This is a genomic window from Salinicola sp. CPA57 (genome assembly GCF_003206035.1).
GTDB classification, from domain to species: Bacteria; Pseudomonadota; Gammaproteobacteria; order Pseudomonadales; family Halomonadaceae; genus Salinicola; species Salinicola socius.
The window spans coordinates 345,886-362,704 of record NZ_PZJR01000009.1 but is presented as its reverse complement, the minus strand read 5'-3'; the positions used below and the strand labels follow the sequence as shown (position 1 = coordinate 362,704).

General features: G+C 63.5%; 14 protein-coding genes and 1 riboswitch. Of the genes, 4 read left to right on the top strand and 10 right to left on the bottom strand.

All coding sequences use genetic code 11. The features are described 5' to 3' along the window. Positions 1-27: 27 nt before the first annotated feature. The 10 genes from DOM36_RS11530 to DOM36_RS11485 form a co-directional block, all read right to left on the bottom strand. Positions 28-516: a septal ring lytic transglycosylase RlpA family protein gene (locus DOM36_RS11530; RefSeq protein ID WP_075570780.1), complete on the bottom strand. Its 489-nt coding sequence runs from the start codon at positions 514-516 to the stop codon at positions 28-30. Between the two features lie 245 nt (positions 517-761). Continuing rightward, positions 762-2,624 carry an SLC13 family permease gene (locus tag DOM36_RS11525; RefSeq protein ID WP_110643157.1) on the bottom strand — a complete coding sequence of 621 codons (1,863 nt, stop codon included), beginning with the start codon at positions 2,622-2,624 and terminating at the stop codon, positions 762-764. A 120-nt stretch (positions 2,625-2,744) separates the two neighbouring features. Next, complete coding sequence (locus DOM36_RS11520; RefSeq protein WP_075570782.1) at positions 2,745-3,722, bottom strand: NADPH:quinone reductase; 978 nt, start codon at positions 3,720-3,722, stop codon at positions 2,745-2,747. Positions 3,723-3,868: 146 nt separating this feature from the next. Next, positions 3,869-4,444 carry a hypothetical protein gene (locus DOM36_RS11515; RefSeq protein WP_232823803.1) on the bottom strand — a complete coding sequence of 192 codons (576 nt, stop codon included), beginning with the start codon at positions 4,442-4,444 and terminating at the stop codon, positions 3,869-3,871. A gap of 197 nt (positions 4,445-4,641) precedes the next feature. Further along, complete coding sequence (locus tag DOM36_RS11510) at positions 4,642-5,424, bottom strand: IucA/IucC family C-terminal-domain containing protein (protein ID WP_075569113.1); 783 nt, start codon at positions 5,422-5,424, stop codon at positions 4,642-4,644. Further along, positions 5,421-6,212: an ABC transporter ATP-binding protein gene (locus DOM36_RS11505; protein WP_075569112.1), complete on the bottom strand. Its 792-nt coding sequence runs from the start codon at positions 6,210-6,212 to the stop codon at positions 5,421-5,423. The genes DOM36_RS11510 and DOM36_RS11505 overlap by 4 nt, the downstream gene beginning before the upstream one ends. Positions 6,213-6,215: 3 nt before the next feature. Further along, positions 6,216-7,244, bottom strand: a complete 1,029-nt coding sequence (locus DOM36_RS11500; RefSeq protein WP_075569111.1) for an iron ABC transporter permease — start codon at positions 7,242-7,244, stop codon at positions 6,216-6,218. After that, positions 7,237-8,223: an iron ABC transporter permease gene (locus tag DOM36_RS11495; RefSeq protein ID WP_075569110.1), complete on the bottom strand. Its 987-nt coding sequence runs from the start codon at positions 8,221-8,223 to the stop codon at positions 7,237-7,239. The genes DOM36_RS11500 and DOM36_RS11495 overlap by 8 nt, the downstream gene beginning before the upstream one ends. Then, complete coding sequence (locus tag DOM36_RS11490) at positions 8,220-9,122, bottom strand: iron-siderophore ABC transporter substrate-binding protein (RefSeq protein WP_198651266.1); 903 nt, start codon at positions 9,120-9,122, stop codon at positions 8,220-8,222. Before DOM36_RS11490 ends, DOM36_RS11495 begins: the two co-directional genes overlap by 4 nt. 51 nt (positions 9,123-9,173) lie before the next feature. Beyond that, positions 9,174-11,306: a TonB-dependent receptor gene (locus DOM36_RS11485; protein ID WP_198651265.1), complete on the bottom strand. Its 2,133-nt coding sequence runs from the start codon at positions 11,304-11,306 to the stop codon at positions 9,174-9,176. Positions 11,307-11,652: 346 nt separating this feature from the next. Here DOM36_RS11485 and DOM36_RS11480 point away from each other — a divergent pair, with 346 nt between their 5' ends. The 4 genes from DOM36_RS11480 to DOM36_RS11465 all read left to right on the top strand — a co-directional run bounded on the left by DOM36_RS11480 (position 11,653) and on the right by DOM36_RS11465 (position 16,745). Beyond that, complete coding sequence (locus DOM36_RS11480) at positions 11,653-12,492, top strand: glycerophosphodiester phosphodiesterase family protein (RefSeq protein WP_110643156.1); 840 nt, start codon at positions 11,653-11,655, stop codon at positions 12,490-12,492. A gap of 92 nt (positions 12,493-12,584) precedes the next feature. Beyond that, positions 12,585-13,403, top strand: coding sequence for a MotA/TolQ/ExbB proton channel family protein (locus tag DOM36_RS11475; protein WP_075569106.1), 819 nt, complete (start codon positions 12,585-12,587; stop codon positions 13,401-13,403). Next, positions 13,400-14,287: an OmpA family protein gene (locus DOM36_RS11470; RefSeq protein ID WP_110643155.1), complete on the top strand. Its 888-nt coding sequence runs from the start codon at positions 13,400-13,402 to the stop codon at positions 14,285-14,287. The genes DOM36_RS11475 and DOM36_RS11470 overlap by 4 nt, the downstream gene beginning before the upstream one ends. Before the next feature lie 94 nt (positions 14,288-14,381). Continuing rightward, a riboswitch (cobalamin riboswitch) is annotated at positions 14,382-14,490 on the top strand. Between the two features lie 428 nt (positions 14,491-14,918). Further along, entirely contained in the window at positions 14,919-16,745 is a 1,827-nt protein-coding gene (locus DOM36_RS11465; RefSeq protein ID WP_198651264.1) for a TonB-dependent receptor, read from the top strand. Positions 16,746-16,819: the final 74 nt, after the last annotated feature.

Genomic DNA, 16,819 nt, shown 5'->3' with positions numbered 1-16,819 from the left:
CGACGACGGGGGCTTCGGTCGTTCAGATCACTGCCCCAGCACCTGGAGCTGCACCTCGGCGGCACCGTCGTGAACCATGCCGAGCTGTTCCGCCGCCTTCCGCGAGAGATCGATGATCCGCCCGTCGACGAACGGGCCACGATCATTGATGCGCACCACCGCACTCTCTCCGGTATCCAGCGCGGTCACCTTGACCTTGGTGCCGAACGGCAGCGTCTTGTGAGCCGCCGTCATCGCCCGGCTATCGTAGGGCTCGCCACTGGCTGTCGGTCGTCCTTCGAAATAGGCCGCATAATAGGTCGCTTCGCCCAGACGCTTCTTCTGCGCCGACGTCTGCGCCTGCGCGCCCTCGGACGTCAGGGCCTTGTCGATGTCGGCGTTGGCGCCTGACGCCTTGCGCCTGGCAGCGGAATCTTTCTTGCCCGACTTGGCCCCTGACTGGGCCGCGGCCTGCTGCTGCTGGGGCGAAGTCGACTCCCAACCCTGCGGGTGATAGGGCGAAGCACAGCCCGTCAACAGGATCGAGATAACGGCGGTCGCGAACAGGTTCTTTCGAAATCGGCCTGACTGGCAAGGCACTGGCCTTGACGGCACGAGCCTGTCGTCGAGGGAGTCTGATGTCATCTTGGCTGACCTAACATTCATTGATAGCCAGGCATCGGTGACCCGGCATCAGGGACCTGAATGGATGCGCCTGAAGGGATCAAACCCGGGGTTCAGACGCCGATATCGAGATTCGACAATGATAACCGATGATCGGCTCACGATAGCGGCCAAATAAGTAAAATCAGTGGAATGGCCGTTGCCATCACGACGAGCGACAGCGGCAGCCCCAGTTTCCAGTAATCGCGAAAATGATAGCCGCCCGGTCCCATCACCAGAGTGTTCGACTGATGGCCGATCGGCGTCAGAAAGGCACACGACGCACTCACGGCCACGGCCATCAGAAACGGATCGAGGGAGACATCCAGACCGCTGGCGAGACTGGCGGCGATCGGCGCCATCAGCAGCGCCGCGGCGGCATTGTTGATCACGTTGGAGAGCAGCAGCGTGATCACGAACAGGGCCACGAGCGTGATGACCGGTGGCCAGCCGCTGCCCAGTGTCATCATCCCATCGGCGACCATCTGCGCCCCGCCGCTGGTTTCCAGCGCGGTGCCTATCGGTAACATTGCCGCCAGCAGCACGATCACCGGCCCTTCGATGGCGTCGTAACCTTCGCGCAGAGGCAGCACACCCAGCGCCAGCGTGACCAGGGCCGCCAGCGACAGCGCGATCGCCGCCGGCAACAGATCGAACATCATCACGCCGATGGCTACGGCGAAAATCGCCACCGACAGCAGCAGTTGACGCGGCTGCCCCAGCGACAGCTTGCGGCTGGCCAGCGGCAGGCAGCCCAATGTTGCCAGGCTATCGCTGAGCCCGTTCTCATCGCCCTGGAGCAACAACACGTCGCCAGGCTGGAAGCGTACCTCGCGCAGGCGCTGCTTGAGCCGGGCGCCATCGCGGGAAACCGCGACCAGGTGCAGTCCATGCTGGTTGAGCAGGCGTAGCTGGGTCACGGTTCGCCGAATCATCATCGAGTCGGTGCGTACCACGGCTTCCACCAGTTGGAGGTCTTCCGTGTCCAGCTTGGGCGCCTTGGCAGACGAGGCCTTGGCGTCATTCTCGCGCGCGCCGGGGTTGTCCACCGCATCCTTGGACGCTTCACCGCCCCTGGCCTCGTCATCCTCCCTGGCCGGGGCGCCGAGGGTCAGCCCGCCCTTGTCCTCGAGCTGCTTGAGCTCCTCGGGACCGGCCTCGAGCAGCAAGATATCCCCCGCCTGCAAAGGCCCGAAGAAGCGGTGCCCGGAGTGCTGCCGTTCACCTCTGACGATTCCCAGAATGGGCACCGGTTCGTCGCAGACCTCGCGAAGCTCGCGAAGCGTCCAGCCCACCGCCTTGGACGACTCGACGACCGTCAGCTCGCTGAGATAGGCGGAGGTCTCGAACAGCTCGTCGGCGGAGGCCCGACCCTGTCGCTGCGGTGTCAGGCGCCAGCCCACCAGCACCATGAATACCAGTCCGGCAAAGGCGACGCCCGCACCGACGGGGGCGAAGTCGAACATCCGAAACGCACCCTCGCCCTGGCTGGCCCGAAAGGCGCTGATGATGATATTTGGCGGTGTGCCGATCAGCGTGATCAAACCGCCCAGCAGCGAGCCGAACGCCAGCGGCATCAGCAGAAGCGACGGTGACGTGCCGTGCTCGCGCGCGACGCGAACCGCCACCGGCAGCAGCAGCGCCAGGGCGCCGACGTTATTCATGATCGCCGACAGCAGGATCACCGTCGTGGTCAGCACCAGCAGCTGCCAGAGGGGTTGGCTACCCGCCTTGAGCGTCTTTTCGGCAATCCAGTCGACGACTCCCGCGTGCTCGAAACCGCGACTGAGCACGAGCACCGCCGCCACCGTGATCACCGCCGGATGGCCGAACCCGGAAAATGCCTCGTCCGCCGGCACCACCCCCACCAGCACACCGCTCAGCAGAGCAGCCATGGCGACCAGGTCGTAGCGAAATCGTCCCCAGATGAAAGCCGCCAGGGTCAATGCCAATATGAGGTAGACCCAATATGCATCCTGCATCGACACGCTCCTTGTGCGAATGACGACTGACCTTCGAACGACGCCTGGCGGCCTCGAAAAAGCCGGCGCCGCAATATCGCGGCACCGGCTTTCGTATCATACGGTAAAGATCCGATCGGGTTACGGAATGAGAATCGTCGATCCCGTGGTCCGACGCGATGCCAGGGCTTCCTGCGCCTTGCCGGCCTCCTCCAGCTTGAAGCGCTGGGCGATGTCGACCTTGACCTTGCCGCTTTCGAGCATATCGAACAGATCGAGGCACATCTCCTCGAAGCGCCCGCGCGTGTCGGCGTAACCGTTGAGGCTGGGACGCGTCAGATAGAGCGAGCCCTTCTGGTTGAGAATGCCCACATTGACGCCTTCGACGGCGCCGGAGGCGTTGCCGAAACTGACCATCAGCCCCCGCGGCGCCAGGCAGTCCAGCGAAGTGAGCCAAGTGTCCTTGCCGACGGAATCATAGACCACCGGAACCATCGCACCGTCGGTCAACTCGCGCACGCGTTCGACCACGTTCTCCTCGCGATAGTTGATCGTCGCCCAGGCACCGTTCTTTTTCGCCAGCTCGGCCTTTTCGGCGGAACCCACGGTACCGATCACCTTGACCCCCAGCGCATTGGCCCACTGGCAGGCGATCGAGCCGACGCCGCCGGCGGCGGCGTGGAACAGAATGGTTTCACCACCTTCCAGCGGGAACGTCTGACGCAGCAGGTACTGCGTGGTCAGGCCCTTGAGCATGGCCGCAGCCGCCGTCTCGAAGGGGATATCCTCCGGCAGCTCGACGACCTTGTCCGCCGGCAACACGTGGAATTCGGCGTAGGAACCGAGCGGGCCCTGGGCATAAGCGACACGGTCTCCCACTTCGAGATGGGTCACGCCCTCGCCGACGGCATCGATCACCCCGGCCCCCTCGGTACCCAGTCCGGACGGCATCGACGGTGCCGGATAGAGCCCGCTGCGAAAATAGACATCGATGAAGTTGAGCCCGATGGCGTGGTTCTTGACCCTGACTTCCCCGGCCTTGGGCGTGGCGGGATCGAAGTCGACGGTCTCGAGAACCTCCGGGCCGCCGGTGCGGGCGAACTGAATGCGCTTGGCCATGACGTTTTCCTTATTGGGCTAATGACGCTCGGTCTGCCATCCAAGCGCCATTCTCGAGGTGGGTCAAGTGGACAGCGGTCGCGGTGCCGAGCGGTGAGTACGCAGCCACCCTGGCAGGCGTCCGCGGGAGCGTGCGGTCGCCGGCGTCAGCAGATATTCGAGTAGCGTTCCAGCGCGGCGACGAAACGCGTCTTGTAATCCTCGAACGTCTCCGGCTCCTGCTTGAAGGTGCGCACGATGCCGTCGGCGTTGAAACGCACCATGCTGGGCAATACGCCCTTCACCGGCGCCGGATGCAGCGGCCCCAGACCGATACGCAGTCCATCCTCGCCTTCGACCCAGCGCTCGATGCCGCAACGCCGGAAGAATGCCTCGCCGTCGTCGTCGCTGGCCGTCACTCGCAGGGGCGCCTTCTCCGCCAGCGTTTTGATGAGATGGCGGCTATGGCGGGTATTGCCCTTCCCTTCCGGCGTCGACAGCATGCCCACTTCCATGGTCGCGCCGTCCACGTCGGACGAGATCAGCGCAAGACATAGCACCGTACCGTCGTCCTCGGTCAGCGCGAAAAGTCGTGCCGCCTCTTGCTCGAACAGCACGCTCTGTGTGCCGGCGAAAGTCACCAGCGGCGCCAGGCCGGCTTCCTGTCCGTAGACGCTGGCGCACAGCTTGGCGAGACACGCTTCACGGGTCTCGGGATTCTTGACGTGGACGACCTTCATCATGCTTCTCCTGACTGGTTGCCATTTGGCGCACTGCCGGCGGCTTCGGGCCGGTGTCATAAGCCGCGCTGCCGGCGGCTTCGGGCCGGTGTCATAAGCCGCGCTGCCGGCGGCTTCGGCCCGGTGCAATAAGCCGCGCAGCCTAGCATAATCTCCCCCGGTGGGCCCGCCGCGGCCCAGGCGAGATTCGAGTCAGCGGTTCATGCGGGGTTTCGCGGCTTGATCAGCGGGCACGCCTGACAGTACTCCCGTGGACAGGTCGCCTTGAAATAGAGACAACAAGTCCGCCGAAAACGGACCGAATCGTTGTCTTCCGGTCGGGTGCGCGCGTGGAAGAATCGCGCCAGGGGATTGAAATCTAGTCCGAAAAGCGAGGGGTCAGCCGCTAGCAAAAAACGATAGTCCTCATCGCGACGCTGGATGGCATGGGTACAGGCAAGTCCGGTCAGCCGGCGTTCGTAGAGCGAATAGACCCTGACCGCCAGATTTTCCCACAGGATGCGTTCCGGCACGCCCCCCACTTCGCGAAGCCTCTGCCACAGCGGGACGATCGTCTGCGCGAACAGCACATGCAGGGTCTCCCTGCGGGCGCTGTGGCGTCGCGAGGCCGCCAACGCCTCGCTCTCCAGCGTCCACAGCGGCAACGAAGAGGTCCATACGCCGTCGTCGTAGGCGTATTCGATGACGCAATTGGAGGCGGAAAGATCGAGTCTGCGATCGCATATCGACAGCGCGTATAGCGGTGCGCCGGTAAGCAGAAAGCCCAGGCGTTTCGACAGCAACGATGCCGTCGTGCGCCGCTCGGGGGACCCTATCACCGGCCCCAGATGATCGAGCAGTTCGCGACAGCGCCTGGGATCGAGGAAATCGGCGACGTTCAGCGAGCGCGAGTCCGCCCTTTCGGCCGACTTCAAGCGCAGCGTGCCTGCCAGGTAGTGCCAGTGCGAAGGATCGAAACCATGGGTGCGGGACGCTTCGCTCATGCATCCTCCCGCCTGGCAAACGGAATACACAGCGGCGTATGGAAATAGGGATCGTCGATGACCTGACAGTCGAGGTGGAAGATCTCCTTGACCCGCTCACGGGTGATCACCTCATGGGGTGTACCCTGCGCGAGTATACGGCCCTCGCGCATCGCCACGATATGATCGGCGTAGCGACACGCCAGATTGAGATCGTGAAGCACCATGACGATGGTCTTTCCCGACTCTCGGTTGAGACTGGCCAACAACTCCAGCACTTCCATCTGGTGAGCCAAGTCGAGGAAAGATGTCGGCTCGTCGAGCAGCATCAAGGGAGTATCCTGGGCCACCGCCATGGCGATCCAGGCGCGCTGGCGCTGTCCGCCGGAGAGAGTCTCGACACGACGCTCCGCAAACGCGTTCAGTTCGGTGCGCGTCAGCGCTTCTTCGACCTTGCGCTCGTCCTGCTCCGACCATTGCGCCAGCCAGCCTTGATGCGGATGACGGCCCAGCCGCACCAGCTGACGCACGGTAATTCCTTCCGGTGCCACCGGATGCTGCGGCAACAGCGACAGTAACCTCGCCACGGCCTTGGTCGGCTGCTGCTGGATGTCGTATCCCTCGAGAATCACGTTGCCCTGCCACGGCGTCAACAGGCGCGCCAGCGCCTTCAGCAGCGTACTCTTGCCGCAGCCGTTGCTGCCAACGAGCACGGATACCCGGCCTTCCGGCAACACCAGAGACAGCTCGTGTAGAATCTTTTGTCGCTGATAACCCAAGCTGAGTTCATGCGCGGCGATCGTCGTCATGGGTCAGCGTACCTGCCAAATCAGAAGACCAAGAAAAAACGGCGCCCCGACGGCCGCCACGAAAATGCCGGCGGGTAGATCCAGCGGTAGAAAAAGCGTACGTCCCAGCAGGTCCGCCAAGATGACCATCACGCTACCGATCATGCTCGCCATGACGATCTGTGCAGCCCCCGGTCCCGGCACCAGACGCCTCGCCAGATGTGGCGCCACCAGGCCGACGAAAGCGATGGCGCCCCCCCAGGCGACCGCGATGCCTGCCAGCCCCGCCGCGAGCAACGTTAACGTTCCCCGCGACAACTGCACTCGCACGCCGATGCCGACTGCCAACGCGTCGTCCAGCGACGCCAGCAACGCGAAGCGCATCAACGGCACCATCATCAGCAAGGCACCGGCGAACCACGAAGCCAGTCGCAAAACCTCGGTCCAGTTGCTGCCATAGACACTGCCGGTCAACCAGACGTAGGCCGACAGCGTGGTAGACAAGGGGCTGGATAGCAGCACGAACGTCGTCACCGCCGCCAGCATGGCGGAGAGACCGATGCCCATCAGCACCAAGCGTAACGGTGTCACACCCTGCTGCCATGCCATTGCGTATACCAATCCCACCGCGGTGAGCGCACCGGTCGCAGCCGCCAACGGCAGCCAGGTGCTGCCGAGCGTACTGGCCAGAAAGGCCAGATAACAGACCGCCCCGGCGCTGGCCCCGCCGGTCACGCCCAGCGTATCGGGTGAGGCCAGAGGATTGCGAACGACTTGCTGCAGCAACCATCCGGAGAGCGCCAGCGCGCCGCCCGCCATGACACCCAGCAGCGTTCGCGGCAGACGCAGCTGCCATACGATCAAACCGATGTCGCTGCCGGGCGCCATCAGCGCTGCCCTCAACTCGTGAGGTGGCAACGGCACCTTGCCGAGCGACAGGCATGCCACAAGGGCGAGCCCCAACAGCATGGCGACGATAGCCACGCGACGCCACGATCGCCAGACGACCGCGCGGGAAAATGCGCCTATCCGTAACGCGCCGATCTCAGACATTGACGTCCCCCTGACGTCTGACGAGCCCCATGAACAGCGGCGCCCCGACCAGCGCGGTCATCACACCGATCGGCACTTCGCCGGGCAGGATCAGCGTGCGCGCGGCGATGTCCGCAAGCAGCAGTAGCGTCGCGCCCACCAGCGCGGCGGCGGGCAACCAGTGACGATGATCCGATCCCGCCAGCCGACGTGCCACATGCGGGACGATCAACCCGACGAAGGCGATGTTTCCCGCCATGGCCACCGCTGCGCCAGCCAGTATGACGATCAGTACCACCGACGCGCCCTGTAACCTGCCTATCGCCACGCCAGCACCCACGGCAACCGATTCTCCGGCAGCCAGCACGTTCCACTGCCTCGACAACGGCCAGCAAGCCGACAGCGCCACCATGGACAACAGCATCAATGGCCAGATGTCCGACAACGGCCGCGCGGATACCGATCCAGCCAGCCAGAACAGGACCGAATCCAGCCCCTGCTGATCAATCACCAGAAGTGCCTGGCTAAAGGCATGGAACAGTGCGGTCAGCGCCGCCCCGGCCAGAATCAGGCGCAACGGCCCCGCCTGACTGGAGCGACGCATGGCGATCCACCACACCATTGCCGCGGCCAACCCGGCACCGACGAAGGCACCGGCGCCAGCCGCCCAGATCGGCAAGGTGGAACCCAGCGTGACGAGTAACACCACCACGAACAGCGCACCGGCGTTGATACCCAGCAAGCCGGGAGACGCCAGTGGATTGCGCGTCAGCGTCTGCATGATGCCTCCCGCCACGCCGAGACCCGCGCCGACGACCAGCGCCACCAGCGTTCGCGTCAGGCGCGTCGTCCGAATCAGCAGATCGTCGATGTCTGTCGCCGAAGGCGACCACAGGGCATGCCACACCTTGATTGGGCTCAGCCAGTGCGCGCCGGCCATCAGGCTCAGCACAAGCGCCGCCAGCAGACCCAGCACCAGCGCCACCAGTCGCAGACTCATGAGCGCCCAGCGCCTGATGCCAGCCAGGCATCCAGGTCGTCGAGAATGCCGAAGATTCCCAGAACGCCCCCGGACAGGCTCCAGGCGACCGGATCGACCTCCCATACACGATTCTGGCGAACCGCCGACAGGCGCTGCCAAAGCGGATGTTCACGCAAGCGACGATAGTGCGTCTCCGCGGATTGGCTCCTGCGATGCAGAATGAAAAAGACATCGGCATCAATCGCCGGCAAGCTCTCGACGCCACCCAACTGCAGCATCACCCCGGATGACTCCCTGGAAGCCAGGTTCCACACGAAACCGAGCTCGGCCAGTACCGATCCTCCGAAGCTCGACGCCAGATAACTACGGATTTCGCCAGGGCGAACGTCTAGCAACGACACCGTCAATGGCCAGCAGTCGCCGAAGCGGCTATCCAACCGCCGACGCAGCGTCGTCATGCGTTGCATCAACGTATGCGACAGCGCCGCCGCTTGTCCCTCCCGATGAAGCGCACGAGCCATGGTATGCAATGTACGCCGGTATCGGTGGATATCGTCGAGCATCAGCACCGGCGCCAGCGCCGACAGCAGCGGCGCAATGCGCTGATGCCGGAACCGCGAGGCGACAATCAGATCAGGAGCCAGCAGCGCGATATCCTCGAGACTGGGCTGGGTCTCGAGCCCTACCAGAGTGACGCCGGACAGCGCCTGTCGCAGATAGGGATAGATCGGCTTGTCCTGCCACGACTCCACCACCCCGACCGGCGTCACGCCGAGCGCCACCGCGGTATCGGTAGCGCCCTGAAACAGCGTCACGATGCGTGGCGAGGAAGCGTCGTGCTTGTCGCCAGCGGCGAATGCCGCACCCGGCGCCGCCCCCAGGGCCAGCGCCATGACCAATAGCTCGCGTCGCGTCATTGCGCCCTTGCCTGCCACAGGTCCCCAGGATCAGCTCGCTTGCCGGGCCGTTTAGAAGTCGACACTGTAGCCCACGGACAGCGTCCGTCCGCGACCGGCGAAATAGCGGTCGTTCATGTAATCGGCACTGGGGCTGTCGAGCGCACTCTGGGAGTAGTAGGTGATGTACTGCTTATCGAACAGGTTGGCGATGCCGACGTTCAGTTCGCCCACCGGCAACTGGTAGCCGACGGCGGCGTCGACCAGCGTGTAACCGTCGAAGTCGGTATCCCAGCCATTGGCGCTGTCGTCGAAGCTCTTGTCGAACGCGTGGTTGACCTGCAGGAACGAGGTCCATTTCGGCGACCATCGAGCGGACCAGCTCGCGATCAAACGGTCGGGGGCGACATTGAGTCCGTTGAGCCTGGAATCGAGCGTGCCGTTGTTATCGCTGTCGTAGCGCCCCCGGGTATGGGAATAGGCCACTCTTCCCGAGTGCCTGTCGGTAAACTCGTAGCCCACGGAAGCTTCGATACCCTCGATTTCGGTTTTTTCGCGTTGCATCACGAAGGCGTCGTCCCGTGTCGTCAGGCGCGTGCCGAAGTCGGACGATGAAACGTAGTACGACAATTCGGCATTCAGACGACCGTTGTCGAAGCGCACACCGGTTTCGACATTGTCCGTGACGATGGGGCGCAGATTCTCGAAGCTGTCGACTGACTGCCCCGGCGTATTGATGCCACGCAGCACGCGGCCGACGTCGGGAATCGCAAACCCCTCCGAATAGTTGGCGAACAGGCTCCAGTCATCGACGGGACGCCATACCACACCCGCGTTATAGAGCGTCTCGTCGAAGTCGGGCGAGCCACCATCGACATCGACCCCGTTATTGGCGGCCACTGTCCGGTAGCTGTCGATATCGAGCTTGGCATATTCATAGCGCGCGCCGGCCGAGAAGGTCAGCGACTCGATCGGGCTGAAGTCCATTTGCACGAAAGGCGAAATATCGGTGTACCGGATCTCGGGCACGTAGGTTCGATCCGTGCTCCACAGATACTGCTCGGTATCGTCGCGCATGACGTCCAGGCCCAACGTGAGCTTGATGCGATCGTCCCACAGCCCGTCCTTGATCAACGACGTCTTGAGGCCGTACTTGCTGGTTTCCGCCATGGTCTGGTCGTAGAGCGTACCGACCGGTGCGATATCGGGATCCTGAAACGTACCCGAATCGGTCGCCCCGAACAGCGATTCGTAGTCCTGGTAGAACGCCAGCACGTTCAGGTGCATGCCGGCCAGGTCGTAGTCGTCCCAGGTAACGCCGGTGGTCCAGACCCTGTTGTAGGGAGCACTCCCTTCCGGCTCGTCACGCTTCGAGGTGGTGGGTACCCCGTTTTCACGATCGCCCGCGACGCTGACGTAGTGATTCTGCCCCTCGAGACGATAGTGATTGATGCTGAGCTGCAGCCGGCGGTCATCGTCTAACCAGTAGGCGACCTTGCCGAACACGTCATAGGCGCGTGAATCCATCAGATCGCCCTGGGTATTATCGACGCCAATGGCGTCGTCATCGCCATCCAGATACAGCCCCTGATCTTCGTAGCTCAGCGAGAACAGATAATCGATTGCATCCCTGTTGCCACTGACGCCGTAGTTGGTGCGATAACTGGTGGTGTCTGAATTCAGCTCCGACGTCGGCGTGGTGAGCTGGGCTTCGAAATGCTGGTTGAGCGAGCCCGGCTCGGGGCGCCTGGTGACGAGGTTGATGACGCCACCGGCGGCGCCCAGGCCGTTGGTGGCGTTAGCGCCCTTGATCACCTCGATGTGATCGATCATCGAGAAATCGATGGTGTGCAATTCCCGCCCGGTAGGACGCAGGGGATTGGATTGAGGAATGCCATCGATCATCACCAGCGGGGTTCGCCCGCGAAGAGTCTCGCCGCTGCCGCTCATTTTCTGGCGCGGCGGCGAATAGTCCGGTAGCAGGTTGCTCAGTATTTCGGAAGAGTCCGAGGTAATGCGTCGCTGCTGATCCAGTTCCTCCCGCGTGATCACCCGGACCACCTGGGGAGAATTCTGTTTCTCGGTACCCGAGCGCGTCGCGGTGACAATCAACGGCTCCTGACCGTTCGAGTCGAGTGCGACGGCCGGTGTCACCACCAGCATCGACAGTGTCCCCCACGCAACGACCGTAACCTTTGATCGCATGTTCCCCCCCTTGCTTCGCTATTTTTTTAGTGATCTCGGGCGCCGCCTCAGGAGGCTTACGTCCAATGGCGGGGGATTATTGCAAACAATATGCAAAAACATCAACAAATGAGAATCATTTGCTTTAATGCGGCGATCGTTTTGTCGATCCCCGGCTGCCCGTCTCTGCTGCCCACGACGCATCGACAATCTGTCAAAATATTGTGGTCGACTTGTCTTGACGACGGCATCGCCGTAGATGAAGGTCGAACGTGGTTGTGGGGAACCCCCGCCTCGACCACCGAATTTCTCTATCCGCCCCGTGGCGACCACCTTCTCGTAGGCCATCGCCGGAGATAACAGACGCATGACACAGAGTTCGCCTCCCCCAAGCAGCGGCGACACACCCCGCTACATCGCCCATCGCGGTCTCTCGGCGCGAGCGCCCGAGAATACCCTGTCTGCGGTCCAGGCCGCGCATGACGCCGGTTGCGCGTGGGTCGAGCTCGACGTCCAACTGCTCGGCGACGGGACGCCGGTAATCTGGCACGATGCCGGCTTGAAGCGCTGTTCCAACGGCCGAGGCAAGCTGTTCAAGCTCAATGCCGAAAGCGCCGCCAAACTGGATGCCGGCAGCTGGTTCGGCGCCCAGTATCGTGGCGAGCCGATCGCCACGCTGGAGGCGATGCTGACGCTGATCCAGCGTCTGGGCATGGGGCTCAACCTGGAACTCAAGGTGTGCCGCGGCCGTAATGCCATCGAACTGGTCAAGGCTGCCCTGCCACCGACGCTGGCAGTGCTGCCGGCCGACAGGCTGATCGTCTCCTCGTTCGACCGCCATGCGTTGACCGCCGCGAGAGCGTTGGAAACCGATCCCGACCGTCTACGCCTTGGCGTGCTCGACGACAAGGCGCCCAAGCGCTGGTGGCAGGAAACCGAACGGCTGTCGGCCTACAGCCTTCACCTGGATTGGCGCAAGCTGAAGATCAAGCGTGCCCAGGAGATCGCCGACGAGGAGATCAAGCTGTTCTGCTATACCGCCAACGACCCGGTCACTTTCGAGAAGCTCTGGGATTGGGGCGTCGACGGCGTGATCAGCGACGATCCCACGCGCTTCGTCACTCATGCCGAGGAGACCGCGGCGCGCCGAGGGAGTGAAGAGAAGTCGCTCGACCCGGCTGCGGCCATGAACCACCGCCAACGATAAGCGCCTGATACACTCGCCAATTAGCGCCTTTGACGGCACGCTCCTGCGCTTAAGATGGGCACCATGCCCGTTTTCCAGGTTGCGAGCCGTTCATGAATCCCTCCACGCTTATCGGCATCATCGCCAGTGCGCTGCTATTGGCGACCGTCGTGCTGTTCACCGCTCAGGCCCCGAGCAGTTTCTTCAATCTGCCGGGGTTGGCGATCGTGCTCACCGGCACGCTGGCGGCCAGCTTCATCAGCTACCCCCTTCAGGAGATGCAGCGGCTATGCCGCCAGATCGCCGTGGTGTTCCGCCGTGAACCCCAGGCGAGCGAACTGGAGAGCGACCTCGAGCAGCTGATCGACATGTCGCGCCACTGGAGCCGCGGCAATATCCGCGCCATCGAAGGCGCCCTCGAGAGCACCACCAACCCGTTCCTGCGCACCGGCATGCAGATGGTGATCGCCAACACCCGCGAGGAAGAGATCCGCGAGATGCTTCGCTGGCGCATGGTGCGGGTCAAGGCCAAGGAGCGTACCGAGGCGCAGATACTGCGTACGATGGCCGTCTATGCGCCGGCCTTCGGCATGCTGGGCACGCTGGTCGGGCTGATCAACATGCTCGAGGTGATCCAGGCCGGCGATCTTGCGGTCATCGGGCCCCGCCTGGCCGTGGCGCTGATGTCGACCTTCTACGGCATTCTGCTGGCCAACCTGCTGTTCAAGCCGATCGCGGTCAAGCTCGAACGCCGCACCGAGGCCCGGCTGATGGCGATGACGCTGATCCTGGAAGGTATCGCGATGGTCAGCAAGCGTCGGCTGCCGGCGTTCATCGAGGAAGCACTGAATACCTACCGTGCCGAGCATCGCGACGAAATGCGCGATCCCCGCCGGCCTCAACCCGCCGATGCGTCGGCCGAGACCGCATGAGTCAGGCCGCAATCTCTCCCGGCGGCCCCTTCGCCGACCTGCTGTTCGATGATGGCCCTTTCGACGACGCCGGGCACGGCAGCGAGAGCGATTCGTGGCTGATGAGCTATCTCGACATGCTGATGCTGCTGATCACGTTCTTCGTGCTGATGCTGGCGCTCTACGGCGGCCAGCTCGTCGACCGCAACGTCGACGACACCCCGGCGATCACGGCACTGCCGCTGCACATTCCGGCGATGGCACCGCCGCTCAGGCTCCCCCAGGCGACCGTCGGCGAGTTCTATCGGCCGCCGCGTCAGCTCTCCCCGGCACCGCTGGCGAGCGACGTCGGCTTTTACTCTCCAGACTCGACGCCGCCCCCCGTCGAGCCATTTCAATCGTCGCCAGCCCTCGCCGAGGTCACGACTGGCGCTCCGATGGCGTTCAGCGTGCCGCTGTTCGATCTGCCCGATGCGGAACCGGCGCCGGTGCTGCCGCAGATCGACGGCGTCGAGGTCACGGCGATTCCCCACGGCTTCAACCTGCGCATTCAGGATCATCTGCTGTTCGACAGCAGTGCCGTCGGGCTCAGCGATAACGGACGACAGCTGGTCGAGAAGCTGATCCCGATGCTGGAGGAGTTCAAGGGCACCATCTCGGTCGAAGGCCACACCGACAGCGTCCCCATCTCGACCTCCCGCTTCCCCTCCAACTGGGAACTGTCGGCCGCGCGCGCCTCCGCCGTCGTGCGGGTTCTGCGTCTGGCCGGTATCGATGGCGATCGGCTGCGAGCGATCGGCTACGCCTCGACGCATCCCCTGGCCGACAACCACACCCCGGCCGGCCGAGCCAGCAACCGCCGCGTGGAACTGGTACTCCAGGAGCCCGATTCGCCAGCCCCGTGACGGTTAGCACCGTCGCGGGGTTGCTGGGGCCGATCCGGAATTCACTTGTCGCGTGGAAGCTGCGACAATCCGGCGCGTCGAGAGACGTGTGCACGGGAAGCGGGTGAGAACCCCGCACTGCCCCCGCAACGGTAATCGCGTTAGGAAACACTGCATAAATGACTGCGCAGGCGAATCGCTGCATTGCGCGGTGCTCGGAATCCTCACCTATACCCCATAGGCTCCGGTTCCCGTGCTCCGTGCGTCTTGCGACGGAGTGCCGCCCACTTCATCCTGCTCGCCGATTTATTCGGCATTTCCTTGGACACCACGAGGATGCGCCGCCAGGCCATCCAGCCACTGTGATCGAATGGACAACGCGTCAAGGGAACGTCCATCGACATGGGAAGGCGTGCGTGTCGGATGACCCAGCGTCATCGCGCAAGAGTCCGGAGACCGGCACGTTTCTCTTCACTGGTTGATGCGGAGGGCTCATCCAGTGGCGGCTTCCCCTGCCCGGACTCCATGACGTCCGAGGCGGGCATCGTCACGTCCGTCCTCCCATTGCGTATTCGTCAGAATTTCGCACCATCGTGCTCGGCCGACCGGTCGGCGATCTTCGATGGTGCCACGCAGTTGGGGATCACATCGCATGCGTTACAAGAAGAAAGTCGCCGTATCCAGCGTCGCACTCGCCGTGGCGATGACCACGGTATCGGCTCACGCCCAGCAGGTTCAGCAGTCGCTCGACGACGTCCAGGTCACGGCCAATCGTCTGCCGCAATCGCAGGCCGACGTGCTGGCCAGCACCACCATCATCGATCGCGCCGAGATCGAACGAAGCCAGGCGGGCAGTCTCGTCGAACTGCTGCAGGGGCGTGCCGGGATCGAACTGGCGCGCAACGGGAGTCGCGGCAATACCACCAGCCTGTTCATGCGCGGCACCAATTCCGACCACACGCTCGTTCTCGTCGATGGGCTGCGCATCGCATCACCCACCGACGGCAGCATCAACTGGGAGTTCCTGCCGGTCGCCGCCATCCAGCGCATCGAGATCGTGCGCGGACCGCGGGCGGCTGCTTACGGCGCCGATGCCATCGGTGGCGTCATCAACATCCTCACCCGGACCGCAGATCAGGATGGCCAGCACGCGACCCTCGACCTGCGCGTCGGCGAGGACAGCAGCCAGCAGCAAAGCGGCTGGTTCTCGTCGGTTCAGGGCGATACGCGGCTCTCGGCGCTAATCGACCACCAGAAAAGCGACGGCTATTCGGCTCGCGATAACAGCACCGATGACGATGGCTTCGAACAGGCCACCGGCCAGCTCTCGCTGAACCACGCTTTTGCCGACAAGGCCGATCTGGACGTCTCGTTGTTGCGCTCGACGACCGATTACGACTACGACGATTGCGGCTTCCCCTACTCCGAGGACTGTCGTGGTAAAGGAGAGCAGTTTCTCGCCCAGGCCGCGCTGACCAGCCACCTGACGCGGAGCTGGGACATGGTGCTATCCGCTGGGCAGGCCCGGGAATCCCGGGAGAATCGAATCACCGGCGACGACCAGGGCAAGACCGCCACACGCCGCAACGACTTTGGCATCGCTCATCGGTTCCGGCTCGATAACGGTAGCGCCGGTCTCGGCGTCGACTATCGTCAGGAAGAACTGACCGACGGCGACGATGGCTATGCTCGAGATTCCCGCGAGAACTACGGGCTCTACGCCAACTGGCAGGGCGACTATGGTCGCCACTCGCTTTCCGCCGGCGGTCGCTACGATGACGATCAGCTGTTCGGCGATGCCACCACCGGCAACGTCGGCTACGCCTATCAGTTGACCGAACGCCAGCAGGTCGGCGCCACCTACGGTACGGCGTTCAAGGCACCCAGCTTCCTGGAACTTTATGGACCCTTCGGCGCCAACCCGGATCTTGATGCCGAAGCGTCGGAAACCACGGAACTGTTCTGGCGTCTGCGCGCCGAATCTTGGCATATCGGTTTGACCGCGTTCGAGACCCATATCGATGACCTGATCAGCTTCAGCGGCCCCAATTTCACGCCGATCAACATCGACGATGCCCGAATTCGTGGCGTCGAGCTGAGCACCGGCTGGGAGCATGGAGGATTCGATATCAGCGCCTCGCTGACCCATCAGGACCCGGAGGATCGCTCCACTGGCGAGCGCCTGCAGCGCCGGGCGCGCACCTTTGGGCGAATCGACGCGGACTACGCTTTCTCGGAGTGGGGCGTGGGCGCAACCCTGCGTAGCGCCGCTGATCGCCGGGATGTGGACGTTGTCAGCTTCGGCGACACCACCACGGCCGGCTACGGAGTCGTCGACCTGCGCAGCGCCTGGCAGGTCACTCCGGAAATTCAGCTATCGGCCAAGCTGGAAAACGCCTTCGACAGGGACTATCAACTGGTCGACGGCTACAACACCCAGGATCGTTATCTGGAAGGTGGCGTGAAACTCAGCTTCTGACTCGGCCGCTCGCAGGCCCCGGCTCGATAGGGACCCGAAAGACGCCTCGTCACTCCATGGGTGGCGAGGCGTCG

What these genes read in the sequence shown, in the direction of transcription:
- DOM36_RS11525 (WP_110643157.1), bottom strand. Translation starts at nt 2,624, where the DNA reads ATGCAGGATGCATATTGGGTCTACCTCATATTGGCATTGACCCTGGCG.
- DOM36_RS11520 (WP_075570782.1), bottom strand. Translation starts at nt 3,722, where the DNA reads ATGGCCAAGCGCATTCAGTTCGCCCGCACCGGCGGCCCGGAGGTTCTC.
- DOM36_RS11515 (WP_232823803.1), bottom strand. Translation starts at nt 4,444, where the DNA reads ATGATGAAGGTCGTCCACGTCAAGAATCCCGAGACCCGTGAAGCGTGT.
- DOM36_RS11510 (WP_075569113.1), bottom strand. Translation starts at nt 5,424, where the DNA reads ATGAGCGAAGCGTCCCGCACCCATGGTTTCGATCCTTCGCACTGGCAC.
- DOM36_RS11505 (WP_075569112.1), bottom strand. Translation starts at nt 6,212, where the DNA reads ATGACGACGATCGCCGCGCATGAACTCAGCTTGGGTTATCAGCGACAA.
- DOM36_RS11500 (WP_075569111.1), bottom strand. Translation starts at nt 7,244, where the DNA reads ATGTCTGAGATCGGCGCGTTACGGATAGGCGCATTTTCCCGCGCGGTC.
- DOM36_RS11495 (WP_075569110.1), bottom strand. Translation starts at nt 8,223, where the DNA reads ATGAGTCTGCGACTGGTGGCGCTGGTGCTGGGTCTGCTGGCGGCGCTT.
- DOM36_RS11490 (WP_198651266.1), bottom strand. Translation starts at nt 9,122, where the DNA reads ATGACGCGACGCGAGCTATTGGTCATGGCGCTGGCCCTGGGGGCGGCG.
- DOM36_RS11485 (WP_198651265.1), bottom strand. Translation starts at nt 11,306, where the DNA reads ATGCGATCAAAGGTTACGGTCGTTGCGTGGGGGACACTGTCGATGCTG.
- DOM36_RS11480 (WP_110643156.1), top strand. Translation starts at nt 11,653, where the DNA reads ATGACACAGAGTTCGCCTCCCCCAAGCAGCGGCGACACACCCCGCTAC.
- DOM36_RS11475 (WP_075569106.1), top strand. Translation starts at nt 12,585, where the DNA reads ATGAATCCCTCCACGCTTATCGGCATCATCGCCAGTGCGCTGCTATTG.
- DOM36_RS11470 (WP_110643155.1), top strand. Translation starts at nt 13,400, where the DNA reads ATGAGTCAGGCCGCAATCTCTCCCGGCGGCCCCTTCGCCGACCTGCTG.
- DOM36_RS11465 (WP_198651264.1), top strand. Translation starts at nt 14,919, where the DNA reads ATGCGTTACAAGAAGAAAGTCGCCGTATCCAGCGTCGCACTCGCCGTG.